At 51.7% G+C, this 26974-nt stretch carries 22 protein-coding genes, 1 tRNA gene and 1 rRNA gene; 17 read left to right on the top strand and 7 right to left on the bottom strand.

The features are described 5' to 3' along the window. Positions 1–117 (top strand): 5S ribosomal RNA (gene rrf, locus N24_RS13300). 291 nt (positions 118–408) lie between these two features. Then, a complete protein-coding gene (locus N24_RS13295; RefSeq protein ID WP_197702405.1) occupies positions 409–1875 on the top strand; it encodes an aldehyde dehydrogenase in 1467 nt (488 codons plus the stop codon). 69 nt (positions 1876–1944) lie between these two features. On the opposite strand, the gene N24_RS13290 is transcribed toward N24_RS13295, so the two are convergent. Continuing rightward, on the bottom strand, positions 1945–3306 hold the full coding sequence (locus tag N24_RS13290) for an MFS transporter (protein ID WP_096458050.1): 1362 nt from the start codon (positions 3304–3306) through the stop codon (positions 1945–1947). A 153-nt stretch (positions 3307–3459) separates the two neighbouring features. Between N24_RS13290 and N24_RS13285 the strand changes: the two genes are divergently transcribed. From N24_RS13285 to N24_RS13250, 8 genes are all read left to right on the top strand, one after another. Then, positions 3460–4260 carry a PaaX family transcriptional regulator gene (locus N24_RS13285; protein WP_096458047.1) on the top strand — a complete coding sequence of 267 codons (801 nt, stop codon included), beginning with the start codon at positions 3460–3462 and terminating at the stop codon, positions 4258–4260. Positions 4261–4387: 127 nt separating this feature from the next. Then, positions 4388–5914, top strand: coding sequence for an FAD-dependent monooxygenase (locus N24_RS13280; protein WP_096460216.1), 1527 nt, complete (start codon positions 4388–4390; stop codon positions 5912–5914). Between the two features lies 1 nt (position 5915). Next, positions 5916–7718 (top strand): acetate--CoA ligase family protein, encoded by a 1803-nt coding sequence (locus N24_RS13275; protein WP_167382121.1) that lies wholly within the window; start codon positions 5916–5918, stop codon positions 7716–7718. Positions 7719–7771: 53 nt separating this feature from the next. Beyond that, on the top strand, positions 7772–9433 hold the full coding sequence (locus N24_RS13270; protein ID WP_096458041.1) for a (2,3-dihydroxybenzoyl)adenylate synthase: 1662 nt from the start codon (positions 7772–7774) through the stop codon (positions 9431–9433). A 181-nt stretch (positions 9434–9614) separates the two neighbouring features. Further along, positions 9615–10469 carry an ABC transporter ATP-binding protein gene (locus N24_RS13265; RefSeq protein ID WP_096458038.1) on the top strand — a complete coding sequence of 285 codons (855 nt, stop codon included), beginning with the start codon at positions 9615–9617 and terminating at the stop codon, positions 10467–10469. Beyond that, positions 10469–13030, top strand: coding sequence for an ABC transporter permease (locus tag N24_RS13260; protein WP_167382120.1), 2562 nt, complete (start codon positions 10469–10471; stop codon positions 13028–13030). Before N24_RS13265 ends, N24_RS13260 begins: the two co-directional genes overlap by 1 nt. Before the next feature lie 671 nt (positions 13031–13701). Further along, on the top strand, positions 13702–15090 hold the full coding sequence (locus N24_RS13255) for a dicarboxylate/amino acid:cation symporter (protein WP_096458036.1): 1389 nt from the start codon (positions 13702–13704) through the stop codon (positions 15088–15090). 78 nt (positions 15091–15168) lie between these two features. After that, entirely contained in the window at positions 15169–15897 is a 729-nt protein-coding gene (locus N24_RS13250; RefSeq protein ID WP_231911018.1) for a DUF1648 domain-containing protein, read from the top strand. On the opposite strand, the gene N24_RS13245 is transcribed toward N24_RS13250, so the two are convergent. The 3 genes from N24_RS13245 to N24_RS13235 are packed head-to-tail and all read right to left on the bottom strand — an operon-like array spanning position 15894 to position 17313. Continuing rightward, positions 15894–16688 carry a putative hydro-lyase gene (locus N24_RS13245; RefSeq protein ID WP_096458030.1) on the bottom strand — a complete coding sequence of 265 codons (795 nt, stop codon included), beginning with the start codon at positions 16686–16688 and terminating at the stop codon, positions 15894–15896. The genes N24_RS13250 and N24_RS13245 overlap by 4 nt on opposite strands. A gap of 11 nt (positions 16689–16699) precedes the next feature. Next, the gene (locus tag N24_RS13240) at positions 16700–17026 is read right to left on the bottom strand and encodes a fluoride efflux transporter FluC (protein WP_096458027.1); all 327 of its coding nucleotides are present in this window, start codon (positions 17024–17026) and stop codon (positions 16700–16702) included. Then, positions 17023–17313 (bottom strand): fluoride efflux transporter family protein, encoded by a 291-nt coding sequence (locus N24_RS13235; protein ID WP_096458024.1) that lies wholly within the window; start codon positions 17311–17313, stop codon positions 17023–17025. The genes N24_RS13240 and N24_RS13235 overlap by 4 nt, the downstream gene beginning before the upstream one ends. 100 nt (positions 17314–17413) lie before the next feature. On the opposite strand from N24_RS13235, the gene pgm reads away from it, so the two are divergent. From pgm to N24_RS13215, 3 genes are all read left to right on the top strand, one after another. Continuing rightward, complete coding sequence (gene pgm / locus N24_RS13230) at positions 17414–19078, top strand: phosphoglucomutase (alpha-D-glucose-1,6-bisphosphate-dependent) (RefSeq protein WP_096458021.1); 1665 nt, start codon at positions 17414–17416, stop codon at positions 19076–19078. Between the two features lie 230 nt (positions 19079–19308). After that, on the top strand, positions 19309–20034 hold the full coding sequence (locus N24_RS13225; protein ID WP_167382119.1) for a DsbA family protein: 726 nt from the start codon (positions 19309–19311) through the stop codon (positions 20032–20034). Positions 20035–20679: 645 nt separating this feature from the next. Continuing rightward, positions 20680–20752, top strand: a tRNA-Ala gene (locus N24_RS13215). A 46-nt stretch (positions 20753–20798) separates the two neighbouring features. Here the strand turns inward: N24_RS13215 and N24_RS13210 are convergent. Both N24_RS13210 and N24_RS13205 read right to left on the bottom strand, forming a co-directional pair. Next, positions 20799–21635, bottom strand: coding sequence for a phosphosulfolactate synthase (locus tag N24_RS13210; RefSeq protein ID WP_003860265.1), 837 nt, complete (start codon positions 21633–21635; stop codon positions 20799–20801). Positions 21636–21657: 22 nt separating this feature from the next. Further along, positions 21658–23031: an MmgE/PrpD family protein gene (locus N24_RS13205; protein WP_096458011.1), complete on the bottom strand. Its 1374-nt coding sequence runs from the start codon at positions 23029–23031 to the stop codon at positions 21658–21660. Between the two features lie 251 nt (positions 23032–23282). Between N24_RS13205 and N24_RS13200 the strand changes: the two genes are divergently transcribed. Both N24_RS13200 and N24_RS13195 read left to right on the top strand, forming a co-directional pair. Next, entirely contained in the window at positions 23283–24305 is a 1023-nt protein-coding gene (locus N24_RS13200; RefSeq protein ID WP_096458008.1) for an MDR family oxidoreductase, read from the top strand. An 85-nt stretch (positions 24306–24390) separates the two neighbouring features. Next, the gene (locus tag N24_RS13195; RefSeq protein ID WP_096458005.1) at positions 24391–24804 is read left to right on the top strand and encodes a pyridoxamine 5'-phosphate oxidase family protein; all 414 of its coding nucleotides are present in this window, start codon (positions 24391–24393) and stop codon (positions 24802–24804) included. Positions 24805–24856: 52 nt separating this feature from the next. On the opposite strand, the gene nadE is transcribed toward N24_RS13195, so the two are convergent. Continuing rightward, positions 24857–25690 (bottom strand): ammonia-dependent NAD(+) synthetase, encoded by an 834-nt coding sequence (gene nadE / locus N24_RS13190; protein WP_096458002.1) that lies wholly within the window; start codon positions 25688–25690, stop codon positions 24857–24859. 215 nt (positions 25691–25905) lie between these two features. Between nadE and ykgO the strand changes: the two genes are divergently transcribed. Further along, positions 25906–26028, top strand: a complete 123-nt coding sequence (ykgO, locus tag N24_RS13185) for a type B 50S ribosomal protein L36 (RefSeq protein ID WP_003857945.1) — start codon at positions 25906–25908, stop codon at positions 26026–26028. A gap of 586 nt (positions 26029–26614) precedes the next feature. Continuing rightward, on the top strand, positions 26615–26848 hold the full coding sequence (gene nrdH / locus N24_RS13180; protein ID WP_096457999.1) for a glutaredoxin-like protein NrdH: 234 nt from the start codon (positions 26615–26617) through the stop codon (positions 26846–26848). The last annotated feature ends 126 nt before the right edge of the window (positions 26849–26974 follow it).

Here is a 26974-nt window from a genome sequence, read left to right as displayed (position 1 = left end):
GTCGGTGGTGATAGTAGCAGGGAAACGCCCGGTCCCTTTCCGAACCCGGAAGCTAAGCCTGGTTACGCTGATGGTACTGCACTCGGGAGGGTGTGGGAGAGTAGGTTACCGCCGACCAAAAACTTAACAAAAATAGTAGAGGTGTGGTACGCAACGATGATGTTGCGTACCACACCTCTTTTTTGTGTTTTAAGGGGCCTTCGGGCCCGGTGGGGTGGGGCGTCGACAAGCAAAAAGCTGGTTATGTGACACCTGGATCAACACGATTCTTGAGCGTGTTCGGCGTTTTAGAGCCTACCTCTTGCATTTGTGTTAAATATGACGTCATGGCAACTTTTGTGATCTAACGCTAGGATCGGGTGGATTCTTTGAAGTGTTAGATCTTTTCCTTTGAAAGGGGAGCAAACGGTGTCTAATGATCAGCCTATGCAATCACAATTGATTATCGACAATGAGAAGCGCGCAGCGTCGACTGGGGAGATATTTGATCGCCTGCATGCGCAGGATGGTCATGTCGTTACTCAAGGCGCAGCTGCTTCAGTTGAGGATGCCATTGAGGCAGTCGAATCGGCGTCGAAGGCTTTTCCTGGCTGGGCGCAGACGGGACCTACTGAGCGTCGTCGGATTTTGCTTAAGGCCGCGGATCTTTTAGAGGAACGCGCAGAGGAATTTATCGCGACAATGAGTAGGGAAGTTTCCGCGTCGCCTGACTGGGCTGGGTTTAATGTCTTCCTCACCACGCAGGCTTTGCGTGAGGCAGCTGGTTTGGCATCGCAGCTTCTTGGTGAAACGATGCCTAATGATCGTGGTGTGTTATCGATGACGGTGCGACAGCCAGCTGGTGTGGTGCTGAGTATGGCTCCGTGGAATGCGCCTGGAGTTTTGGGCATGCGTGGTCTGGCATACCCGTTGGTCTGTGGCAACACGGTTGTTTTTAGGGCTTCAGAAGGTAGCCCTCGGACCCATCAAATGCTGGTTGAAGTCTTGATCGATGCGGGTTTGCCTGCGGGTGTCGCCAACTTTATTACCAACCGTCCAGAAGACTCTGATGCAGTTGTAGATGCGATTATTGAACACCCTGCCGTCAGGCGCGTGAACTTCACCGGTTCCACCAGAGTTGGTCGCATTATTGCAGAAAAAGCGGGTAGGAACTTAAAGCCAGCTCTGCTGGAACTTGGTGGAAAAGCCCCGTTGGTGATCCTTGACGATGCAGATGTTGATGGTGCCGTTAACGCCGCTGTGTTTGGCGCCTTCATGTATCAGGGACAAATTTGTATGTCCACAGAACGCATCATTATTGATGAATCGATTGCAGATGAGTTCATCGAGAAGTTTAACGCCCGCGTGGCAGAACTTAAGACTGGCGATCCCGTCAAAGACCCATCAGTGAAAATTGGATACGTTTATCAGCCCGGAAACGGTGATCGCATTAACGCCATGATCGATGATGCCGTGTCAAAGGGCGCCGAGATCGCAGTGGGAGGACATGCAGACCGTGCGGCGCACCGCCCCTCGGTGATTGATAAGGTCACCCCAGATATGCAGATTTACCACGAAGAGACATTTTCACCGATTACCACAGTGATCCGTGTGAAAGGCTACGATGAGGCGATCCGCCTGGCCAACGATACTGAATACGGTTTAGCAGCAGCTGTCCATGGCACTGATTCTTTCCGTACCTTGCAAGCAGCGATGGCTATTGAGGCAGGCCATGTTCATATCAATGGCGCAACTGTGCAAAACGATGCAAATGCTCCCTATGGCGGTATGAAAAACAGTGGTTATGGCCGCTTTGATGGCAGAACCGTTATTCGCGAGTTCACGGAAGAAAAATGGATTACCATTGAAGATCCAAAGCAACAGTACCCGCTGTAAGTAGCAGGAAATATGTAAAAAACTCCCCTTGGTGTTTTCAAAGAAAAACACCAAGGGGAGTTTTGTTGTTTAGTGATAAGCCAGATCCAGTTTCTTGGAATCTTTTGTGGCTTTAACGCGTGGCACCAAAGTCACGGCGAGCATTCCCACAACAGCTGCGAGGGACCAGACTGAGAAGTTAATAAAGGTGGAGTAGCCAGCGGCGATCAGTACACCACCGCCTGAAATGGCCAGCACTGCTCCGATACGTCCCACACCCAACGTCAATCCCAGGGCAGAGGCGCGGGTCTCATTGTCGTAGTAGGTTGCCACAAACCCGTTGAGCAGGATTTGAGCACCAATTGATCCGAAGCCAACGATCGCCACCAGCAGATACATTCCAACAAGCGGTACAACGCCTGTTGCCATGGTCAAAAGCGCCAGGCCAGAAGACACAAACGAAAAGAATGTGATGATCCGCGGGCCAAATCGGTCGGCCAGATAGGAAGTAATTACCACGCCGACCACTGCACCAATGTTGACGGTGAGCAAGAAACTCAGTGAGGATGCTAGTGAATAATCAGCGAGAATAAGTAGCTGGGGCATCCAGGTATTGAGGCCATAGACTAGGGTCTGGCCTGCGATTCCAGCGAGGCAAAAGAGGATTGTCGCAAGCGCCGTAGCGCCGCTAAACATGGTTGACAGGCGACCTTTTTTGGCTTCTCGACGTACCGTTTCGGCTGCTTTCTCACCCGCGGGCGCTTCACGAGTGAGCCCATAGCTTGCTTCAATTTGTTCTGCTTCGCTGATCCGACCTCGGTTTCGGAGGTACGCGGGGGATTCTGGGAGGAGGAAGAAGATGAGGGGAACAATGGTTACAACGGGGAGCACACCAATTGCCAGCATGCCTCGGAATCCAATGTGTTCCAACAACGCCATGGCTAGAAGTGATGCCATAACGCCACCGAATGCGTAGCCGGAGAACATCAGCGCGTTGTTGAAGTTCCTGCGGTGTGGTTTGGAAAACTCAACGGTAATGGCGATTGCAGTGGGGATCACACCACCTAGGCCAAGTCCCGCCAAGAAGCGGCTTGCACCGAAGATGAACGGGGTGGGTGCAAGCGCAGACAACAACATGAGTAGTGAGAAGGCAGTGATGCAGTAAAGCAATACTTTCCTTCGTCCGATGATATCGGTGAGGTAACCGACCAAAATGGCACCAATAAACATGCCTGCCAGTGCGTAACTGCCATACGCTCCGGTTTCTACAGGAGTAAGGCCCCACGCTTCATAAGCCAAAAGCGAAGGCACGACGGCGCCGTAGACCACGAGGTCATAGCCGTCAAAGATAATCGCGGTGAAACAAAGGATGATAACCCACGCCGCTGATTTGGTGGGTTTGGAATGATTAGTTGGGGCGATCTGTGTCGTATTCTCAGAAGATGCGTTCATGGGGACTCCAAGCAGGATTGTGTAATGAGGTAGCTCTAATCACACAACAGCTGTGATAAGAACAACATGTAACATGAATGATGAAATCAGAAATTCAAATGTTTCACAACCCCTCGATAGGAAAAGGGCTTTAGAGTAAAGGATTTTCAATTGATGGCTAAACCTAAAGATCTGGTTATGGACCTTTTTGGTGACTATGTTCGCTATATGGGGGGAAGTATTCGGGTGGGGCAACTTACCCAACTCTTGGAGCTTTTTGATGTTGAGCCCGCAACTGCGAGGGTGACTCTTTCGCGGATGCGTAAAGAGGGCTGGTTTGAAACGCAACGCCATGGCCGGGAGATTTCTTATCAGGCCACTGATCGGTTAATGAAAATTCTGGAAGACGGTCGTGAACGTATTTTTTCTAAAGCTCAACCTATTTGGGTAGGTAGGTGGACTACCGTCATGTTTGATCCCAATGTGTTGGGGAGGGTGGAAACCAAACTGCTGGGTAATGGCTTGCGGTGGGAAGGATTTGCCCAGCTCAACGCTAATACGTGGATCTGTCCGCGTGACGTTAGAGAGAAAATTCGCTCCAAATACGGGAGTGGCGATGGGGTGGTTTTTGTTGCCAATTTGTGGAGTGGATCGCTTGATGAGGACAAGCGTTTGGCTGAAACATGTTGGGATTTAGCGGGAATTTCAGAAGTTTATAAAAATTTCATTGAGCATTGGAAGGGGGAGTTAGCGGTAGGGGTGGAATCTCTAACTGCCGAGCAGGCACTGGTCAAGCGTGTGGGCATGGTTAATGAATACCGCTCTTTCATCTATCAGGATCCGATTATGCCAAGAGCTCTATTGCCTGAGGATTGGTATGGCGATGAAGCGTTTTCCTACCTCACGGAGATGCACCGTGATTTAGGTCCAATGGCCATGGAGGCGGTTGGTGATGTGCTGTTTGGGGGTGAATAGCAAAGATTACTTGTAACAAAGTATGGACGAAACTTAGATCGGTTGTTATATTTGGGTGGTGGCTTAGATCACCTACCGATTAGCTGGGTGATTTAAACAATCAAAGGCTAAAAGAAAGATGACCGATATGAACATTCGAATTGCCTGCATTGGTGGCGGCCCAGGAGGCCTGTTCGCCGCAACTTTGCTCAAGCGCTACCTACCAACCGCAGAAGTAGTCCTGTTTGAACGAAACCGCGAAGAAGACGTTTTTGGATTTGGCGTTGTTTTCTCAGATGCCACCCTGCGTCGTATCACAGAAGCGGATCCAGTTTTGGATGATGTGCTGCGTGAAAAGGGACGGCACTGGGATGCCATTGAGGTGTGGAACAAAGGGGAGAAACACTCTTTTGCCGGCAATGGAATGTCTGCAATTCACCGCAAGGATCTCCTCCGTGCACTTCAATCAAAAGCCACTGAAGCGGGAGTGGAGCTAAAGTTTGGAACCAACATTGCTTCCCATACAGAGCTTGATGGTTTTGATCTCATTGTTGCAGCCAACGGCACAAACTCTTTAACCCGGCGTGAAATCGGCGAGGACGTTTTAGGCCATGAGGTTGTGCAGGCAGAAGCGAAGTTCATTTGGTTTGCCACCACTCGTATCTTTGACGGTTTGACGTTTTTGCATCGCAAAAGCGAACACGGAAACTTCGCAGTCCACGCCTATCCCATCAGCAATGAGCTATCCACCTTCATTGTTGAAGCCGATGAAGCAACGTGGCGTGCAGCGGGCCTTGATGAATTCGATGTCACGCAGCCCCCTGGCCCATCAGATATGAAATCGAAGGCATATATTGAAGCCCTGTTTGCTGAAGAGCTTGATGGGCACGAGATTGTTGTCAACAACTCTCGGTGGGCCAACTTCCAAACTCGAGCTACGGAAAACTGGTTTAGTGGAAATGTTGCTTTCTTAGGCGATGCCATTCATACCGCTCACTTCTCTGTGGGATCTGGCACCAAGATGGCTATGGAAGACGCCATCATCTTGGCTCAAGAAGTAGCCAAACAGCCAGAGAACATTCCAGCAGCTTTGCAGGCTTACCAAGATGCACGTAAACCCTCAGTGGCCAAGGTACAAAATGCCGCTAGGCCAAGTTTGAGCTGGTGGGAGCACTTTGGAACCTACTATGACAACTTGGATCCCGCGCAATTTACCTTCCACTTTTTCTCTCGCTCCATCAATAGAGATCGAATTGCTCAACGAGATCCGGAGTTAGTGGCCAATACTGAAGCTGCATGGCAGGCAAAGCATGGTGCTGATGTGGAGGAATCCTCACTTGATATTGCTGGCACCACATTTCCTAATCGCGTGCTGCAATTAAAAGACAAAGAACTGGTTTCTGGTGTTGCCAATATTGCACTCGATGCAGAAGGGATCACGGTTATTTCAGCCCCGGAGGCAGAGGGGTCGGTGGAGGAAAGCGTCGACAAGCTTCCTGCGGCTGGAACCGTCGTGATTCATGGAGGCGATGCGCTCAACCGTCGCCTGCTTGCGGAGGCAGCGCGCTTTGGGCGCAAGCTAACCGTCGTGCTTGTTGAGCAAGCGGATGAAGATGCCGCAATAACTGCTGTTTTGTCCGGACGTGCGGATGCTGTTGCCCAGGGAGAGATCTAAGATGACCACTGCAAATATATCGATGACACAACAACTTCAGCCACTGATGAAGCCATCAAGTGTGGCGATCATTGGTGCATCCACAAGCCCTGGAAAACTGGGATCTGTCATGGCGCAGGCAATGTCTAGCTACGATGCGCCGGTGTTTTTGATCAATCCACGCGGTGGCGAAGGGATGTATACCAGCGTTGAGGAAGCATCGACAGCTGCAGGTCATCCAATTGATTTAGCAATTTTGTGCATCCCAGCTGGGGCAACGGCCGCGTCGTTGGCTGATTGCGCGAAAGGTGGCGTCAAGGCTGCATTGCTGTGCGCTGGTGGTTTCGCGGAAGCTCAAGGCGAGGGCTATCAGTATGAAGAGGAGATGCAGCAAGCAGCTAAAGAAACCGGAATTATCATTCTGGGGCCAAATACTTCCGGGTACTTTGTTCCTGGGATTGGCTTGCACGCAAGCTTTGTGCCTGGTGTAGCAGAGATCCCTAGCGGAAATATTGGCGTGGTTTCAGCCTCTGGCGGTGTTAACCATGCAACGTGTTTCCGCCTGCAGCGCAGCGGCGTTGGCATCAGCGCAGGTGTGGGAATCGGCGGTGGAGTAGGGGTTACCTCTGCCGACATCGTTGATTATTTAGCTGAGGATGACAACACCAACGTCATCATTTTGCACCTGGAGACCATTCCAGATGGCCCCCGGCTTGTTTCCGCGGTGCGCCGCGCCGTGGAGAAGAAACCAGTTGTTGCCATGGTGATCGGCAAGCATGACATTAAGGAATTCGCCGAGCGCCACACCGGATCTTTGGCTACTTCCTGGCATGCAACGCGTTCTGTTTTGGAGCAAGCAGGTGCGGTAATTGCTGAAGATGAACAAGAAATGGTGGAAATGGCGATTGCGCTAGAGCACCAACGTCTTGCACCGCAGCGTGATCCTGGAATTGCGTTGCTAACTGGTCAAGCCGGCACAGGGTTGATCATGCATGATCACTTGCTCAATGCCGCAACCCGATTCACGCAGCTTAGGCAAGAGACAATCGACCAGGTTGAATCGCTGCTGCCACCGATGACTTTCCAGCACAACCCAGTGGATACTGGACGTCCGGCAATTAACTTCTGGGAAGTCATGAAAGCTGTGATCAATGATCCAGGGGTCAGTGCACTGGGTGTGTACAGCATCGTGGAATCGTTGGTGCATTTGCCCACCGCAGTGGAAGAATCCGGCGCTTTGGGAAAGCTTCCAGTCGTACTGGGAACAGATTCGATAACTAGCTCAACGGACAAAGTCATCGCCGATGCCCGCGCAAAACGCATCCCCATGGTGCTTGGGCCAACCGCCGTGGCACGCGGAGTCAAAGCCTTGGCCAGGGATGGGCATGCGCAGTGGGCCTCCGCGCAGCCCCAGGTTGCGGCAAGCAGCACACTAGCATCTTCGCTTTTCGACGCCTCCCCCCAACCAATCCCGGCATCCGATGTACAACTAGTACTTGGCGCACACCGCGACCCTGTTTTTGGGCCAGTTGTTACCTGTAATCTGGCAGGCACCGCTGAGCTAGTGTCCCAGCCGGTGATCCACCTTCATGAGGTGTCTGAAGCAGATGCTGATCGTGTTATTCGAACAATTTCTGGATCGCAGTTGCTCCATGACGCAGAAGGCCACTCCAAGGTAAATCCAGCTGAATTGGCAGAAATTTTGGCAACGCTGGGTCAAAAAATTGCGGATAATGAAGACATTGATCACATCACGCTCAAACCGGTATCGGTGACAGCGCAAGGATTGAAATTCGGTACCGCCGAAATCATATACAGGAATTAAAACCCATGACATATGAGTGAAAGAGCTCGACAATGTAAGGAGATTGAGGGGCAATGTTGGCGGAAATTGAATCTGGTATCACTCGCTGGCCTGTAGAGCTAGAAAAGGAATATCTAGCAGCAGGTTATTGGGAAAACCGGAGCCTTGGTGAACAGATCTTTGCCGTTGCCGACAACTTCCCCCAACGAATCGCGCTTGTTGATCCTGATCATGGAATTAACCTCACCTTTGCACAACTTACCCAACGTGCAGATGCAACAGCTGCCCGTTTATTACAGCTTGGTTTTCAACCCGGTGACCGAGCAATAATCGCATTGCCTAACACAGCATCATTTATCGTGCTGCTGTTGGGAATGCTACGGGCCGGTATTCTTCCAGTCTTAGCGTTGCCAAGCCACCGACATTTTGAACTTAAAACCCTGGCATCATCGTCAGGCGCACGGGCCTATATCAGTGCCGATGTGGTGCGTGGATTTGATCACCGTGAACTGGGCGAAAAGCTTTCACAAGAAGTACCCAACCTGGAGATGGTGATCATCGATGGTGACCCCAACCCAGGGCAACTAAACCTCAAAGAGTTGCTGGCTGCGCCGCACCCCAACGAGGTGGAACCCCTTCGCCAGCGTTTCGATGCCCTTGACCCACCCGCAGATCAACCCGCACTATTTCTGCTTTCTGGCGGCACCACGGGAGTGCCCAAACTAATCGTGCGTACACACAACGACTATGTGTACAACGCCAAAGCATCGCTAAAAATCAACCAATTCACACACCAAGATGTGTTCCTAGCGGTCATGCCCATTAGCCACAATTTTCCTTTGGCCTGCCCAGGTGTGTTGGGCGCTTTACTATCGGGTGCTAAAACGGTGATAACAGCAAGCCCGAATCCACAGAAAGTGTTCCCAATTATTAAAAAGTATGGGGTAACCCATACCGCATTAGTCCCTGCGGTTGCACAGTCGTGGATTGACTACCAGCAACAAGAACACACAGGGGATCTAACCAGCCTGAAAACCCTGCAGGTGGGTGGATCGCGGATGCCAGATTCTTTGGCCATTAAAGTAAACAGCCTGCTGGGTGCCCAACTACAGCAAGTGTTCGGTATGGCCGAAGGCTTAATCAATATGACCAGGCTGGATGATTCCGAGGTGGTCATCAACACCACCCAGGGTCGCCCGATCTCCCCAGCAGATGAAGTCCGAGTGGTCAATGAGCACTTCGAAGATGTCGCGCCGGGTGAAGAAGGTGAAATTTTAACTCGCGGGCCATATACCCCACGAGGATACTTCGCCAACCCGGAAGCTAATGAAAAATCATTCCACGATGGTTGGTATGCCTCCGGCGATGTCATTCACCGCCGCCCAGACGGAAATATTGTGGTGCATGGTCGAAACAAAGACATTATTAACCGCGGTGGTGAAAAGATCTCGGCGGAGGAAATCGAATCATTCATCTACTACATTGACGGTGTCTCAAGGGCCGCTGTTGTGGCTATGTCCCATCCGGTTTTGCACGAAGATGTCTGCCTTGTCGTAGAGCTTTCCGGGCGCACAACCTTAACAGTTTCTGAGACTACTGAACATCTTGATGCGTTTGGCGTTGCCAGATTTAAACACCCCGCCAAAATCATCGTGGTTGATCACATTCCGATGACCAAGATCGACAAGATCGATAAGAAGGCATTGCGTGATTTTGTGGCTGCACAGGTGGACTAAAGAGGAGGGTGGCGTCGAAAAGCACTATGACGCCTGAGACTTTACTCAGGGCGCTGCGGTATTGGGGGTCTTCCCTGATTTATATGTCGCATGGCTCCGGTACCCTGGCAGGAGTACCTGGGCTGCTGTGTTGAGTAGTCTGACATTTTCACAAATGATTTTAAGGAAAGCGTCGTAGTTCATGAGTAACCCTGCCGCGAGCACACCTGCCAACAATTCAGATAATGGTGCAAAAGAAAACTGGGACTCTTCTTTTACACCAGAAACTGACATTGGCTCCACCCATCCTGTAAACCACAAGACCGGTGAAGCTGCTGCACGCGCAGTAAGTCTCTACAAGGCATATGGCCAAGGTGATACCACCGTTACCGCGCTGGATCACGTTAATGTGGAATTTGAAAAGAACAAATTTACCGCCATCATGGGCCCTTCAGGTTCTGGCAAATCAACGTTGATGCACTGCATGGCTGGCCTTGACGCTGCCACCGGGGGTTCTGCGTTTATCGGGGATACGGATCTTTCCGTTCTGAAGGATAAAGAGATGACGTCGTTGCGTCGTGATCGTTTGGGCTTTATCTTCCAGTCGTTCAACCTGGTTCCTACGTTGACTGCATCGGAAAACATTACGCTTCCCACTGATATTGCTGGTCGAAAGATTGATCAGGCGTGGTTTGATGAGATCACTTCGCGCCTGGGGTTGACGGAACGCCTGAAGCACCGTCCTGCAGAACTCTCGGGTGGTCAGCAGCAGCGTGTGGCGTGTGCTCGCGCATTGGTCTCACGCCCAGAAATCATTTTCGGTGATGAACCAACCGGTAACTTGGATTCCAACTCTTCCAAGGAAGTACTAGATATTTTGCGCACCGCTGTGGATCAGGATGATCAAACAGTCGTGATCGTGACCCACGATGCTAAAGCAGCTTCTTATGCAGATCGTGTGATTTTCTTGGCGGATGGTCGCATTGTCAATGAGCTGTTTGATCCCACCATCGAAGACATCTTGGCCACGATGAACGGAATTGAGGATATTGCCTAATGAATTCCCGTTCCACAATGCGCAGAATCAGTCTGCGCAATATTGGCGCGCACAAAGTTAGGCTGTTTCTTACAGTTTTAGCTGTTGTGCTTGGTACCTCGTTTGTTTCAGGTGCCATGATGTTTACCAATGCGTTGTCCTCGACGTTTGATGAGGCCATTTCCAGCAGCTTCGACGGCGTGGACGTGGTTGTTTCAGCAAGCGCTGAATCCGATGTTCAAGGTGTCCCCGTTGAGACAGTGGAGTCTTTGCGTGCGGATGAGCGTGTGAGCAACGTCAATATCAATGCATCACAATCTGTCGTGTTAGCCGATGGTGATTCCAAAGCCATTCAAACTACAGGCGGTTCCAGCTTAAGCATTTATTATGACGCTGAGCAGGCGGTGGCGAAAGCCCCGGAGCTAGTTGAAGGCGATGCGCCAACCGGCACTGAAGAAGTGCTTGCCTCCCAAGCAGGAGCCGAAGCCAATGGTCTAGGTGTAGGTGATTCCATCCTCGTCGTTGATTCCAGCGGCCGCTACAACGTCTCCATTACAGGCCTGACCAGCACCGAAACGGATTCAGCAAGCGCACTGAACCTCATGATGTCCGAGGACGGCTACCTGGAGCGCTACACCGACGGGGTTACCGTCCCCGGCGTAACCTTGTCGGCTGCAGAAGGCACCACGCCACAGGCGCTTGTCGACGCCCTCTCCTCCGAACTAGGCCCTAATTTTGATGTAGAAACTGGCGAAGCATTAGTCGAACAAGCCACAGGAATGATCACGCAAGCCCTAAGCTTCGTGCAGTACTTCCTCGTTGCCTTCGGCCTGATTGCGTTGCTCGTTGGCACATTCATCATTGCCAACACCTTCTCCATGATCGTGGCGCAGCGCATGCGTGAATTTGCCTTACTGCGCGCATTGGGTGCATCACCTGGACAAATCACCAGATCTGTCGTGCTCGAAGCAAGTATCGTTGGACTCTTTGGCTCAGCGCTGGGTGTGCTTGGTGGCATGGGACTTGTCGCCATTATTTCGGCAGTGCTCAACAACTTTGGCATGCCGATGGGCTCTAGCGTTGGGCTGACACCAAGTGCAGTAATCACCGCACTTGTATTGGGCACAGTGGTCACGATTATCAGCGCGTGGGCTCCGGCACGACGTGCAGGTGAAGTAAAACCTGTGGAAGCAATGCGCAACATGGAAACCACCACCGTGCGTTCCATGATGGGACGCACCATCACCGGTGGCATCATCTTGGCATTAGGAATTATTTTTGCCGTCGCTGGCGCAATGATGACAGATTCCTCCACCGGAACCCGTTCCATCCTGGTTGGTGCAGGTGCACTGTTTGTCATCGTCGGCACATTCTTCTTCTCTCCAGCGCTATCCATGCCAGTTGTGGGTGGATTGGGCAGGATCCTAGGTGCACCTTTTGCCAGCGTGGGAAGTTTGGCGGCAACCAACTCCAAACGAAATCCACGCCGTACAGCAACCACCGCATTCGCGTTGACCCTGGGTATTGCACTCGTGACTGCCATTGGCATGTTGTCAGCGACAATGAAAGACGCTGTGTCCGACATGATGGAAGAGCAATACACCGCTGATTACATCCTGCAGGGACCAACCAATGGTGCCATCACCATGCCGAAGGAATCAGTAAACGATGTCCGAGATGCTGAAGGCGTAGCCGATGTTGTGATGGTTTCCATGAACTCAGCATCAGTCGAGGGACAAGCGTCATACAGCCAGTTCGGACAAGCTCTTAGCTTTACCGGCGACGGTGACTTGAGCAAAGTCATCAGCACCGAAAGCATCGATGGTTCCCTGGACTTAAGCAACCCCGGTTTCGTGGCTACCCAGGCCTTTGCAGAGCAAAATGGTTGGGAAGTCGGCGATACTTTGTCTTTGGAAGCTGCGGGACAGCAAATAGGCGAGGTAGAACTGCTTGGTACCTTCACGGGAAATGACGCAGTTGGCAATATGATGATTTCCGACAGCTCCTTTGCAGATACTCCTGTTGCTGACCAAGGCGTGCCACAGATGATGCTGGTTGACGGCGAAGAAGGCTTTGATCAAGAGCAGCTGCGCACCAACCTGGAAGAGGCAGTGGCTGATTACATTGTTATTTCAGTGAAATCGGCAACTGAATACGCGGGTGAAACTGTCGCCATAATCGATACGATGATGAACATCTTGTACGCATTGCTCGCGCTGTCCGTGATCGTTGCGGTCATCGGCATCATCAACACTCTTGCATTGAACGTCATTGAACGCCGCCAAGAAATCGGAATGCTCCGCGCAGTTGGTGTGAAGAGGGGACAGATCCGAACCATGATCACCCTCGAATCGGTGCAGATCGCAATCTATGGTGCCGTGATTGGTATTGCCATTGGTCTTGGATTGGGCTGGGCGTTTGTAACAGTGATGTCAGGCGAAGGCCTTGATGCCCCAGTCTCAGTCCCATGGGATCAGGTTTTGTTGATGCTTGTTGGTTCTGCCGTAGTGGGAGTTGTTGCCGCACTATGGCCTGCCGTTAAGGCGTCCAGAACACCACCGTTGGATGCAATCACGGACTAGCGTTCGTGCTTAGTAAAAGATGGGGCCTTCCAAATGTTGTGGAAGGCCCCATCTTTGTGTCAAGAGGTATGTGGGGTGGGACATTCGCGGTGGGATCCGACTTGAGCCACATTAGTGCTGAAATAGCTGTTTGCCTCGTGTGGGTTTAGGTGTTCGTGTGCTTGGTCGTGTCCTTGGTGGCATAAGACCAAACACAGAGACCCAGAAATCACGTTTTCGACGTTTGTGGGTCTCCTGGTTTGGTGTATCGCTGTCAATACCAAACACAGAGACCCAACATTTAAGATTTTGAAGATTCTGGGTCTCCTGGTTTGGTCGGGTTTAAATTTTGGCGCCGAACCCTAAAAGTCATACCTCCCCAGAAGCGCTTTTAAGAGGTTTTCAGGGGCTGCTTCATATAAAAGGTCATGCGAAGATCTCGAGCCCTTAAACAAGCGATAAACGCTTCAAGATCAATGGCGTGTTCTGCAATTAAGAACTTGGGGGATAGACTTATTTGTCTATCTTTATGAAATGACGCTGAGCTGGGCTTTCGCTTAACTTCTGTACTAAGTTGTCTATTTAAAATAGACAACATCGGTTAGTTTGATCACACTAATGCAATAAAATTCTGTCTAGAGCGTTACAGTTAATGAATTCAATTCAACCGCTCAACTCAAGGAGTGCTACCCGTGGCTAACGCGACTGCACAAAAGGGACGCTTCGGCCTTCCTCGCTGGCTGACAGGCTTTGGTGCCCAGGTCATCGCCGGCCTCATTATTGGTCTTATCCTCGGACTAGTTGCCCGCGGAATGGACACTGGCGCTGCAGACGGTGAAGCTAGCTGGCTTACTGGTCTACTTAGTGGCGTCGGTTCTGCTTATGTTTCCTTACTTAAGGTTATGGTTCCACCGCTAGTGTTCGCTGCGGTAGTTACCAGCGTGGCGAAGCTGCGTGAGGTTGCTAACGCTGCTCGTCTCGCAGTATCAACTCTTGTGTGGTTTGCCATTACGGCATTCTTCTCAGTGCTCGCAGGTATTGCCGTTGGTCTGATTATGCAGCCGGGTGTGGGATCCACTGTTGATGCTTCCAACGCTGCTGATCCTTCTCGTGTGGGCAGCTGGCTTGGCTTTATCCAGTCCATTATTCCAGCGAATATTTTGGGACTGTCTGGTTCTTACAGCGAGAGCTCTGGAGTGAACCTGTCCTTCAACGTGCTGCAGATCCTGGTGATCTCCATCGCGATTGGTGTTGCCGCTCTGAAGGCTGGCAAGTCCGCTGAGCCTTTCTTGAAGTTCACCGAGTCCTTCCTCAAGATCATCCAGATCGTGCTGTGGTGGATCATTCGCCTGGCTCCAATTGGTTCCGCTGCGCTGATCGGTAATGCTGTTGCAACGTATGGTTGGTCTGCGCTTGGCTCATTGGGCAAGTTTGTTCTTGCGATCTACGTTGGTCTGGCAATCGTCATGTTCGTTATCTACCCAGTCGTGCTGAAGCTCAATGGAATTCCTGTTCTTGGATTCTTCAAGCGCGTTTGGCCTGTCACAAGCCTTGGCTTTGTTACCCGTTCCTCCATGGGCGTTATGCCAGTTACCCAGCGCGTTACTGAGCAGTCCTTGGGTGTTCCATCTGCGTACGCTTCCTTTGCTATCCCACTGGGTGCGACCAGCAAGATGGACGGCTGCGCTGCTGTCTACCCAGCTGTTGCCGCTATCTTCGTGGCACAGTTCTACGGCATTGACTTAAGCATCATGGATTACGTACTGATTATGATCGTGTCCGTTTTGGGTTCTGCTGCAACTGCAGGTACCACCGGCGCAACCGTCATGCTGACCTTGACTCTGTCTACCTTGGGTCTGCCACTTGCTGGTGTTGGTCTGTTGCTGGCGATCGAACCAATCATTGATATGGGTCGTACTGCAACCAACGTGACTGGCCAGGCTCTGGTTCCTGCGATCGTTGCTAAGCGCGAAGGCATTCTGGAGCAGGATGTCTGGGATGCTGCAGAAAAGGGCGGCGCTGCTGTTGATAAAGCAACCGTCTCCGAGCAAGAAGCTGAGCCTGCAGAGGTTCGTTCATAACCTAAACATTCTTATACCGTAAAGTGCCTTCACCCAACATGGGGTGAAGGCACTTTACTTATTGCTATGGTGGCCATCGTGAACACTCGCGCCGAAGAATTGCCTAACCTGCCCAAGCTGCCTTTCAATTGGACGTGGCTGATCGCTACGATTGCAGTGACTGTGGTGTTGGTGGGGATCGGTTTGATTGTGTATTACCCGTCGTTGCCAGATCCGATGCCTGTGCATTGGAATGGTTCGGGGGAAGCGGATAATTGGTCGCCGAAATCAGTGGGTACGTTCCTCTCATTTTTCCTAATTGGGCCGGGAATTATGGTGCTTACAATATTGGGCATGCAGGCGTTATTGATCATGCAGTCTCAAGCGATTACGCAGCGTGGCGGGGCAAAAACCGCTAATGAAGCACACCGGCAGTGGGAGACCTATAAGGCCACCAACACACATATCGGCTGGTATATGTTTGTGCTCAACACTCTGATTTTGGTGATGATCCTCAACGAGTTCCGTCCACATCCATTGCGGGGAGGATTTGTCATCGGACTCATTGGAATCATTGCTGCCACGATTGTTCTATTGGTGGTGCTCGGGAAAACAACGACTAGTTTGGCAAAGAAATACCCCATGCCTGCCCGGGATGGGAAGATGTGGGGAATTTTCTACAATGATCCCGACGATAACCGGATTCTGGTGGATACAGGCATGGGCATGAATTACACCTTCAATATTGCCCATACCTGGGGCAAAGTCTTAGCTGTCTCACTAATTGCGGTGCCACTGATTATCGTGGCACTCGTAGCCTTTCTTTAAGGCACCTGGAAACCTAAATCTGGGGCGTCGGTGATCAACATGTGGCCGGGTGCGTGAGTGATCGCGAGCGGTGGTTTAGAAGACATCACCATTGCTTGAGGTGTAACTCCGCAGGCCCAAAACACGGGGATGTCGCCTGGTTCGGAGAGGGGAGCATCACCAAAATCTGGGGCGTTAATATCGGAGATTCCAATTAGAGAAGGATCACCGATGTGGATGGGAGCTCCGTGGACTGCAGGGTACCTAGAGGTAATGCGAACGGCATCGGCAACCTGAGAAGCTGGGATCATGCGCAGTGAAACCACGAGATTTCCAGACAAAGAACCGGCTGGTCGGCAGGGGAGTGAGGTTTCATACATGGGGACATTTCGTCCTGCGGAAAGGTGGCGCACGGGCACTCCTGCTTGGACCATGGGGTGTTCAAAAGTAAAAGAACAACCAATGAGGAAACTGACTAGGTCATCGCGCCAATAGTCAATTGCGTTGGAAGGGGAATCGATAAGCTCGCCGTGTTCATAAATACGATATTGGGGTGCATCGGTGCGGATGTCTGCTTCCGCAGAGTTTGACCCAAAAATCCCACCAAAGGTTTCACCGGCGTCTAAGACTTCCAAAATAGGGCAGGGCTTGGGATTGCGCTGTGCGAACAGCAAGAAATCATATGCCAAATCTTGTGGCAGGGAAATCAGGTTGGCTTGGGCGAAACCTGCAGACCAGCCAGAAGTGGGTTCGATTAAGCCACGTCGAAATTCACGCCGAGCTTCAATGGGTGAGATTGTTGAACGATTCATGCTTTAATATTTTAGAACCGCATCCCTAGAAAAACAGCCAAATAGCCAAGCGCAAAAGTCAGACTGAGATAGCCCAACATCGGCCACCATTTCTTGTCATTAATTAGCTGACCGAGCTCTTTAGCCAATGTGGACCACGTGGACAAAGCGCCGCAAAAACCTGCGATTAACAAAGCGGTATAGAGGTGGGGTAGTTCTAATGAGACGACAAACCCACCAACAAAACATGCCAAGGTATTAGCTGTCAAAGTCGCTCTTTTACCTGGGAATAATTGCGCCAGCGTCCAGCGCAAAAAGCCACCAAAGAAACCGCCGAAAGCTGCGTACAGGAAGATCATTTAGCCAACCGATCCCCAGCCAACCAGGCAAGAATGCAGCCCGAAGCGGTGAAGAAGTAGAAGGAGGCGTCGTTAAGCATCATGGCTGAGAAGGTGGTGAAGCCGCCCAGAAAACCTGTGCCCCAGAACGCGTTGGGGCGCAACCAGCCCATTAGAAACGCGCCCACAATATTGATCCCCAGGATGGGCAAGGCGGAATCGCCGAGCCATAAAGTCAGCGCAAGGCGCGCACAGACCCCCAGCGAGGCACCTATGCCAACGCCTAATCCTTGGATCAATTTATGCACGTTAAAAGACCCTACTCCGTGAAGTTTCTCGCTTCTACTGCGCACAAATGCTTTTGAGGGGAAGATGAATAGCAAGCAATAATTTTTCTAAGGAGCAACCATGGCACACGAACGCGCCGGGCAACTAGCCCAACCGGAAGATCTCATTGACATCGCAGAGCTTGTCACCGCTTATTTCACCCGCAAGCCCGATGTCAATAACCCAGACCAGCAGGTCGCTTTCGGCACCTCCGGGCACCGTGGCTCCGCGCTGGATAGCGCGTTCAATGAGGGCCATATCCTGGCCACCACCCAGGCAATCGTTGATTACCGTAATCAGCAGCCTAAAAACTGGGTCGGGCCGCTGTTCATCGGACGCGATACGCACGCGCTGTCCGAGCCTGCGATGATCAGCGCGCTTGAGGTCCTCATTGCCAACGAGGTAGAAGTGCTTGTCGACGCCGCCGGCCGCTACACCCCGACACCGGCAGTCTCGCATGCGATCCTGCGCCACAACGACGGCATCATCCTTGGCGCCGCAGGACCTTCACGCCCCTTTGCTGATGGCATTGTGATCACCCCATCCCACAACCCTCCGCGTGATGGTGGCTTCAAATACAACCCATCTAACGGTGGTCCTGCTGATACAGATGCCACAGATTGGATCGCAAACCGTGCCAATGAGCTTCTCCGCGGTGGCCTTGCCGATGTAAAACGCGTACCAGTTACAGGCGTACTCGATGAGCGGGCGACCCCTTATGACTTCAAGGGAAACTACATCGCTGATCTGCCCAACGTGGTCGATATCGAAGCCATTCGCAAAGCAGGCGTGCGCATCGGTGCAGACCCCATGGGTGGTGCTTCCGTGGACTACTGGGGCGCGATCGCAGAAACTCACGGTCTAGATCTGACCGTGGTCAACCCACACGTAGATGCCACCTTCCGCTTCATGACACTGGACACCGACGGTAAAATCCGCATGGACTGCTCCAGCCCACACGCCATGGCCTCATTGATTGACAACCGTGACAAATACGATGTGGCAACCGGCAACGATGCCGATGCCGACCGCCACGGCATTGTCACCCCAGACGCTGGCCTGATGAACCCCAACCACTACCTCGCCGTAGCAATTGAGTACCTCTTTGCTCACCGCCCAGGCTGGTCCGCCGACACCGCAGTAGGCAAGACCCTGGTCAGCTCCTCCATGATTGACCGCGTTGTGGCACAGCTTGGCCGCACCCTTGTTGAGGTTCCAGTCGGATTCAAGTGGTTTGTCCCAGGTTTGATCTCCGGCGAAATCGGATTCGGTGGCGAAGAATCCGCAGGCGCATCCTTCCTCCGCATGGACGGCACCACCTGGTCCACCGACAAGGACGGCATCATTTTGGATCTTCTAGCAGCTGAGATCATCGCCGTAACCGGCAAGACCCCATCCCAGCGTTATGCAGGACTAGCCGAAGAATTCGGTGCACCTGCCTACGCCCGCACCGATGCAGAAGCCAACCGCGAACAAAAGGCAATTCTGAAGGCACTGTCCCCAGAACAGGTCACCGCCACCGAACTAGCCGGCGAAGCAATCACCGCTAAGCTCACCGAAGCCCCCGGAAATGGCGCAGCAATCGGTGGATTGAAAGTCACCACCGAAAACGCCTGGTTCGCAGCACGCCCATCCGGCACGGAAGATAAATACAAAATCTACGCCGAATCATTCAAGGGCGCAGAACACCTAGCGCAGGTACAAAAAGAAGCCCAAGCCTTAGTCAGTGAAGTACTAGGGCAATAAAGGCTGGGGTATCAAAGGCTGGGGTATCGCTGACAAGATTCACAAGAACTAGAAAGATCTCCTGTGAATCTCGTCTCGAGCAACTAGTGGACGTGTCAAATAAAGTGCGCATGGTTTAAGGTCGAAGAAGTAGCCGATGCTGCCCAAAAGCGATATGCAGCGTTGGACTTTTTAAAACACCCGTTTTCCGCGGGGCGTTTGGGAAACAATAGATCAAAGTAAGGCAACAAGTGAGCAACAAAGTTCAGAATCCAAACCAGGGTGGAAGCAAAAACTTCCTCTGGGCACTAGTAGCCATCGTCGTCATCGCAATTGTCGTCGTTGGTTTCATCGTGGTTCAAGGCCAGGGAGCAAAGGCTGCGAAACTCGGTGACCGCGACTACGTCGACACTTCCCTGGCCATGGAAGTAGGATCCGACTCCATCACACTGACCTCCGCAAACGCCTCCGACGATGCAAAGACAGTACAGCTCTTTGAGGACTTCTCCTGCCCTCACTGCTCTGAGCTTTCCATCGCCACCGATGGTGACATGAAAACCCAAATCGAAGACGGCAACCTCATCGTCGAAATCAAGCCACTGAACTTCCTCGACCGCGACAACATCGACGGACACTCCACCCACGCACTGGCAGCCGCACTTTCTGTAGCTGACTCCAACGATGCAACCCTCTACTGGAACTTCCGCGCTTTCCTCATGGAAGACCAGTCCGAGATCTACAACCAGTGGTCCGATGAAGACTTCGCAGACGGTGTCGAAGCACTCGGTGCAGACTCCTCCGTAGTTGATGCAATCCGCAACGGCGACAACATCCAGCGCGCATACGATCTTGCTACCGCAAACGGCGAGCAGCTCACCGAAGAAACCGGCAGCCTGTCCTCACCACGCGTCCTCCAAGACGGCAAGGATGTTGAAGGCAACATCTCTGACTGGATCACCACTGTTCTAGCTTCCTAAAGAACTGATATAGCAGGAAATAAATCCCCCTGACTGCCCATGTGATGTGGGTGGTCAGGGGGATTTTTCTGTGGAGAGTTTTAGGTGCCTTTCACAGCTGCAGCCTGCTTTCCTTAAAGAAATGTATATGAACTGGGAATTTGTTCGTGAACTTCGGGATTCAGAGGGACTAATAGCGGTTCCCGGACTGCAACAGGGGTTAGTTTTTAACGACCTAGTTAGGGCAACTCCCCAAAACCGGCATATACGACCAAATCTATGGAAGCTACAGAGGTTCTTGGCCGTCAGAGTAAATTTGGAGGCATAGATGCCGGCATATGTGGCCAAAACAAACTTCGGAATAAGCGTTTTTGGTCGCCAGATGAAGTGAAGTCCACAACTTAAAGGTTTAGGGTTAGAAAAGTGGACCCACAGATTCGCACATGGAAATTTCGGTCGCTTAAACGGCCTGTAAATGACGGTAATTAAAGCCCAGTTGGTTGCTTCTAGGAGAGCAAGCAAAATTGTAAGAGTTGGGAGGAATCAGATCCCTGACTTTCTACTTATTGTGGGCGGTCAGGGGGATTTTTGCTTTAATTCGTGTATCAATGTGGGCGATTTGGTTATTTGAACATCGCTCGGCTAGAGTAACAGGAGTTGAAAAACGGGGCTATGGCGCAGCTGGTAGCGCACCACACTGGCAGTGTGGGGGTCACGGGTTCGAATCCCGTTAGCTCCACAAAGAAAAGCCGCTGATAAAAATCAGTGGCTTTTTTCAATTGGAGTTAAGGCGCGGGGTTGATTACTCGTCCCCAGGTGCTCTTGTTGCCCCAGATGTTTTGACGAAGCCCTTCAAGCTGAAGGATCTGGCTGTGGTCTACGAACAGGTTGCATTCGTTGCCGTAGTTTTTGACGTACCACTCAAAGACGGGGCCGTCGGCGGCTTCGAACATAACGTTTTCTAATCCGAGTCCGTTAATAATGGATGCGGCAGCGCCGGTATCCCACTCGGTGACGTTTTCGGTGATGCCCTCGGATTCGATCATGATGATGGAAGCACCCGCGTCGAGGGCTTTCTTGCCGCGGTCAACCAGGTCGCCGATGTCTTTCTTTCCTTCAGCTGCAAGTTCAGCCTCACCGGAGTCACCACCAGAACCAATCTGAAGACCCAGTTCAGGTTTTGCTTTGAGTCCAGCCTTGACCACCTTTTCTACCAAGCGCTGAAGACCTGAAGTGTTGAGCATGATGAATCCGGTGGAAATTTCAATAACATCGAAGCCTACTTCCTTGGCTTCCTTTAAGTAATGATCAACTGCGTCGTCGCCGTAGCGGAGCACAGTTTCGATCCAGCCACCGGAAGAAACATAAGCATTGTTTTCGTGAGCGATGTCGCTAAAAGCACGCACCTGCTCGGTCGGTACCAGGGAGAAGGAACCACCTGCCCATTTGATGCCGTCCACCCATTGGCCTGCGACATCGAAGACATCCTGGAGGTGTCGGGTGCCAAAGGTGGAGTAGTACGGTGCACGAATTTCTGTCATGCCGAAAGTGCGGGGCTTTTCTGGACGGTAAGCGCGGGGAACAAAGTTGAAGGAAACGTTGTGGGGTACTGCGTTGCTCATGATGAGCTCCTTTCAAAAAGTTTTAGCTTCGGGCGGTGGAGACTTTGGCTAGGGCTTCTGTGAGTTCAGAGACTTGACGGCTATCGAGCTCGTGAATGATCGTGGCGATTTCCTCGCGCAGTGCTTCGTCCGTAAAAGGCGTAACTAGGGCGTCGAACTTTTTGCGCGCGTTGTCCCAATCCAGAGGATTGTCATGGAAGCCCAAGTAGCTATCTTGTGAAGCTTTGAACACCGTGCCATCAGTGAGTGTGACTTCTAGGTCAGCTGGCATGTGGTCAGGGAAGCGATCAGAGAATTCATCTGACGGTGTGATTTCGATCTTCTTCATCAAGGTTTGTACATCATCAGCAACGATGCGTGATGGTTCGTACTGTTCGGGATTAAGTTGACCATCCAGCAGAACTACAGCGAGCATCCACGGCAGTGAGTGATCGGCTTCTTCTTTGGTGCGAATAAGCTGTTTGTCGCCTTCTTCGCCGCCACCAATGATGGAGTAGGCGACGTCGAAAGTAGTCAGGTGAATCTTTTCAATGTTGTCCACATTGAAGCCTTCTTGTGCACGAATTTCTTGGGCTGCATCAAGTGCTGACTGCGAGTGAATTTCCGCGTTGTGTTTCTTGATGATGGTCCGCTTAACGCTTTCCAAGTCTTCCTTGGACCAATCGATCTCGAAAGGACCAGAGACGGACTCTTTGAATCCCTTGTTGCCTTCGAAGACTTCTTCCGGTCCGGTAATACCCCGGCTTGCCAGCAGTGCTGCCCAGGTTCCTTCTTTGGATACGTGTGGGTATGCAAGACCTTTCCAGTGGCTCAAGTTTCCAGTGCGAGTGACACGAAGTGCAACATTGGCTGTTCCTGCGATGGCCAGTGCGTTGGCGATTTGATCTGCTGGTAAGCCCAGCGCTTTGGCAGCCGACGCGCCCGCTGCGAAAGCTCCTTGAGTGGTGTGGTCGAAACCTTTGGCGCGAACTGGTGCGACATCTGAAAGTCTGGTGTGTACCTGGTAGGCCACGGCGAATGCGGTGAGAAGGTCTTTTCCTGAAGCACCAACGCTTTCGGCTGCAGCGAGCACTGCGCCGAAGTTGTCTGAGGGGTGGTTGGTTTCGCCTTTTGCTAGGTAGGCGTCCATGAAGTCGAGGTAGCGGCTTAATGCGCTGTTGAAAAATGCTGCACGTTCCGGAGTGGTCTTGCCACCGCCAATGAGTGTTGACTGTTCAGTTCCCCCGAGGTCTTCCAGGAGTCCTCGAATGGCGACAATCGGTTCGGCATCCAGTGCGCCAATGGCAACGCCTACGGTGTCTAGCACTCTGATTTTCAATTGCTCTACGGCTTCGGGGCTTGCATCATCGAGTTTGGCAGCTTCCACGAATGCGGCGAGATCTTGCGATTCGGTCATTGCAATCCTATCTACTAGTTAAGTTAGGCTTGCCTTCATTAAGCGCTTGGTCCGGGGTGAAGGTCAATGATTTGCATCACATTGTGGATTAAGTCATAGAACTCTTCTATGTGTAATAGATTTTTGTTAGCGTTTGTTTATCTGTGTGCCAATCCTCCCGTTAAGCGCCTGCCTCCCGGAAGCTTCCACCTCAGATTCCCGGCCCAAAATCCCATACCCCGGTCGAACAATTTTCATTACACTCGGGGGCTATGACTCCAGCTCACATATTTTCTGAAGGCCCGATCAATAGCGTTGTTCTCAGCCAGGATGAGGATGGAAATTTCACTACCTCCTACCAGGACACTTTCTCTGATCCATCCTTTTTGGGAGAAGGCGACGTTCTAATTGAGGTTGGTTGGTCCAGCTTGAATTACAAGGATGCGATGGCCCTGAAGGGTGATAAGGGAGTGGTGCGCACTGTGCCGCTGATCCCGGGTATCGATGTGGTGGGCACTGTGATTGAAAGTGCTGATCCTCGCTTTGGTCGTGGTGATGAAGTGGTGCTGAATGGCGCTGGTTTGGGGGAGAACCGGCATGGAGGTTTCACGCAGCGATTGAAAGTGCCGTCTGAACCATTGCTGCACATTCCATTTAACTTCTCCGCGCAGCAGGTAGGTGCGTTGGGAACTGCAGGTTTCACGGCTGCGCTGTCAGTGAATGCTTTGGTGGATCAGGGGGTCAAGCCGGAGGATGGGGAGATTCTGGTAACCGGTTCAACTGGTGGTGTGGGTTCGATTGCACTTCACCTGCTGAATAAGTTGGGGTATACGACGGTTGCGGTAACGGGGCGTCGAGAAGCGCATGCCGAATACCTGACCAGCTTGGGCGCAAGCGACATCATTGATCGCGCGGAGCTTTCTGAAAAGGGTCGGCCGCTGCAGAAGGGGCGTTGGGCGGGTGTAGTGGATTCAGTGGGATCCCACACACTTGTCAATGCGATTGCGCAGACAAAATGGGGCGGAATTGTCACGGCGTGCGGAATGGCACAGGGACCGGATCTGCCGGGAACAGTGTTGCCGTTTATTCTTCGCGGTGTGCATTTGGTGGGCATTAACTCTGTCGATGCACCCCGTGAGCTGCGTCGACGTGCGTGGGCGTTACTGTCGGAACATCTTGATACCGCGGTGCTAGATGATATGACCACTGTCATTGATGTCAAAGATGTGGCGCAGGCTGGCGAGGATTTAATGGCTGGAAAGCTGCATGGTCGTACTGCAGTGCGGGTGCATTAAGCCGCTCAAGAGGTGCAATTGAGGACTAGGCTGGTTAGTACCGGATAACCCTTTTCGTAGTTTTTCTGTGGGAGTGGAGATAACAATGGACAACCCAGTCAACATCCTCAATGAACAGGAAGCCTTGGAGCGCTTGCAGTCGGTTTCCCTGGGTCGTGTTGTGGTTCGTCGCAGCGATGATATGGATATTTTCCCCGTCAACTTCATCGTTGATAAAGGTGTGATTTACCTCAGAACCGCCGAGGGCAACAAACTTTTTAGCATAAACCTCAACCATGATGTGTTGTTTGAAGCCGATGAGGTCAAAGACGGTATGGCCTGGTCTGTGGTTGTTCGTGGAACTGCGGAAATTGTGCGCAAAATCGATGAGATCGCCTACGCCGATACCCTTGATCTGAAGCCGTGGATTCCAACGCTGAAGTATAATTACGTGCGCATTACGCCTAACGAGGTTACCGGCCGCGAATTCGCGTTAGGGGAGGAGCCGGAGCGCTACTAGCCGGCTGGCGTCGAAAAGCATTTTGCTTATCGACGCCTCCCTCCCGCACCTTTTATCGCCACCATTTATCCTGCGGGGTAGCAGGCAGGTGGCGCTTGTGCTGACCAATTTTCCACAGGTGCTCGATGCGTTGCTGTGCTTGCTCGCTGACATTTTCCTTATTTTCCAGATAATTATCAATATCTGAATAGCTCACGCCTAGCGCTTCCTCATCTGGAAGGGCTGGGCGATCTTCCTCCAGGTCAGCGGTGGGGACCTTCAACCACGTGCTTTCCGGAGCCCCTAAATGCTGCAAAATGGCTGCGCCTTGACGCTTGCTCAGACCCGCTAAAGGGAGCAGATCGGCCGCACCGTCACCGAATTTAGTAAAAAACCCAGTGACATTTTCTGCAGCGTGATCCGTTCCAATAACCAACAAGCCAAGCTGGCCGGCAATGGCGTACTGGGCAATCATGCGTTGGCGAGCTTTAATATTGCCCCGGTTGAAATCGCTAAGCTCCGGGATTTCTAATGCGGCAGCCACGGTGGCATCAGTAGCATCTGTTGCATCTTTGACGTTGATGGTTACCTGTTTATCCGGCGCGATGAACTCTAAAGCAACCTGAGCATCGTCCTCATCAGCCTGGATTGCGTACGGCAAACGAACTGCGTAAAAAACATAATCTTCGCTGTTTTCTTCCGCACGAATGCGCTCTACTGCCAACTGGGCAAGCCGTCCCGCAAGAGTGGAATCCTGCCCACCTGAAATGCCAAGAACAAAGCCCTTTGCCTTAGATACCCGCAGGTAGTCGACCAGGAACTGTACACGAGTATCCACTTCCGATGCAGCGTTAATTTCGGGGCTAACTTTCAGTTCATTAATGATCTCAGTTTGAGTCGATGTCATGCACTTCATCCTAGGCAAATATGTCTGTTTAGTGTTTTCCACGAGTTTTCAAAAGCCCGGAACTTGAGCAGTGCTACACAATGGTTTGGAGTTTAGCGCGGCTGTCGGTTAAGATAGTTCCTCGTGTCATAGCTGGTTAGACGTGCTAATTTTATTTGCTCATCTAGCCGCTGAAAAATAGCCTTAAATAGCGCATGAGAGAAAGGAGCGCCCGAATGAAGGTACGCAATTCCCTTCGGTCGCTGAAGAACAAGCCGGGCGCCCAGGTCGTGCGTCGCCGTGGCAAAGTCTACGTGATCAACAAGAAGGAGCCACGTTTCAAGGCTCGCCAGGGTTAATCTTTTCGATTAATCACGGTTTATACACATAACCAGGCATCGTCCCTTTCTTTTGGAAGGTTCGGTGCCTGGTTGTTTTTGTGTGCAAGATTATAGTGATTCAAATCTTTGTTCTAATTCCTGTTGCCCGTTGTTGATGGTCGGGCATTTTTCTTTTTGCCCGGTATATCCGCTTTGTTCATGTGACGCTTCTTGAGCGGTTGGATTGCCGGACTGTTGAAGTGGTGGGGCCGGCTAGGTTGGCTGAAGGTGTGAATTTTCATACTTCTTGTAGTCAACACTTTTATAACGATTTTATAACGGGCGCCTTGGGTTTTCAGTGGCGAGCTGGGTAAATGACAAGAATGTAGTTACAGGACGAGGGTTTGAATCGGTGGCTCATCGCTACATGTGGTGGCTGAAGAACTGCCATCCTGGGAATACTCACCGTGTAACTACTATATATAGTGCTAGTTGCACTAATTCACCACAAAGTATAGTGTCTGTGGTGTCGCTTTGAGCGATACAAAGACTTTAAAAACAGATCTAAAAAAGTGAGATGAGGCGTTAGCGTTATCCGCTAACACCGAAAAGGGAAGGTCCAAAAATGGCAATCACCGTTTACACCAAGCCAGCTTGCGTCCAGTGCAACGCCACCAAGAAGGCCCTTGACCGCGCTGGTCTTGAGTACGATCTCATTGATATCAGCCTTGATGAAGAAGCACGTGAGTATGTCCTTGCGTTGGGTTACCTGCAGGCTCCGGTCGTTGTTGCAGACGGCTCTCACTGGTCCGGATTCCGCCCAGAGCGCATCCGTGAAATGGCTACTGCAGCAGCTTAAAGTACGCCTTGTGGCACACTGTGTTCAATCGAACATGTGCGCCATTTAATGCCACAGTAATTGTGGCCTTCCCCATGTTCGTCGCCTACTATTTGGCGGCGTTTCGTATTTCTCCACTATTTTCAC

Origin of the sequence: Corynebacterium suranareeae, assembly GCF_002355155.1 — a bacterium.
Taxonomy (GTDB): domain Bacteria; phylum Actinomycetota; class Actinomycetes; order Mycobacteriales; family Mycobacteriaceae; genus Corynebacterium; species Corynebacterium suranareeae.
Note: the sequence above shows the minus strand (reverse complement) of the source record. Positions and strands in the feature narration are given on the sequence as shown.

Excerpts from the sequence above, each read along its gene's own strand:
- N24_RS13210 (WP_003860265.1), bottom strand. The coding sequence starts at position 21,635 with ATGAGCAACGCAGTACCCCACAACGTTTCCTTCAACTTTGTTCCCCGC.
- nrdH (WP_096457999.1), top strand. The coding sequence starts at position 26,615 with ATGGCAATCACCGTTTACACCAAGCCAGCTTGCGTCCAGTGCAACGCC.
- N24_RS13280 (WP_096460216.1), top strand. The coding sequence starts at position 4,388 with ATGAACATTCGAATTGCCTGCATTGGTGGCGGCCCAGGAGGCCTGTTC.
- N24_RS13205 (WP_096458011.1), bottom strand. The coding sequence starts at position 23,031 with ATGACCGAATCGCAAGATCTCGCCGCATTCGTGGAAGCTGCCAAACTC.
- N24_RS13260 (WP_167382120.1), top strand. The coding sequence starts at position 10,469 with ATGAATTCCCGTTCCACAATGCGCAGAATCAGTCTGCGCAATATTGGC.
- N24_RS13195 (WP_096458005.1), top strand. The coding sequence starts at position 24,391 with ATGGACAACCCAGTCAACATCCTCAATGAACAGGAAGCCTTGGAGCGC.
- N24_RS13245 (WP_096458030.1), bottom strand. The coding sequence starts at position 16,688 with ATGAATCGTTCAACAATCTCACCCATTGAAGCTCGGCGTGAATTTCGA.
- N24_RS13290 (WP_096458050.1), bottom strand. The coding sequence starts at position 3,306 with ATGAACGCATCTTCTGAGAATACGACACAGATCGCCCCAACTAATCAT.
- N24_RS13285 (WP_096458047.1), top strand. The coding sequence starts at position 3,460 with ATGGCTAAACCTAAAGATCTGGTTATGGACCTTTTTGGTGACTATGTT.
- nadE (WP_096458002.1), bottom strand. The coding sequence starts at position 25,690 with ATGACATCGACTCAAACTGAGATCATTAATGAACTGAAAGTTAGCCCC.
- N24_RS13200 (WP_096458008.1), top strand. The coding sequence starts at position 23,283 with ATGACTCCAGCTCACATATTTTCTGAAGGCCCGATCAATAGCGTTGTT.
- N24_RS13265 (WP_096458038.1), top strand. The coding sequence starts at position 9,615 with ATGAGTAACCCTGCCGCGAGCACACCTGCCAACAATTCAGATAATGGT.
- N24_RS13275 (WP_167382121.1), top strand. The coding sequence starts at position 5,916 with ATGACCACTGCAAATATATCGATGACACAACAACTTCAGCCACTGATG.
- pgm (WP_096458021.1), top strand. The coding sequence starts at position 17,414 with ATGGCACACGAACGCGCCGGGCAACTAGCCCAACCGGAAGATCTCATT.
- ykgO (WP_003857945.1), top strand. The coding sequence starts at position 25,906 with ATGAAGGTACGCAATTCCCTTCGGTCGCTGAAGAACAAGCCGGGCGCC.
- N24_RS13240 (WP_096458027.1), bottom strand. The coding sequence starts at position 17,026 with ATGATCTTCCTGTACGCAGCTTTCGGCGGTTTCTTTGGTGGCTTTTTG.
- N24_RS13270 (WP_096458041.1), top strand. The coding sequence starts at position 7,772 with ATGTTGGCGGAAATTGAATCTGGTATCACTCGCTGGCCTGTAGAGCTA.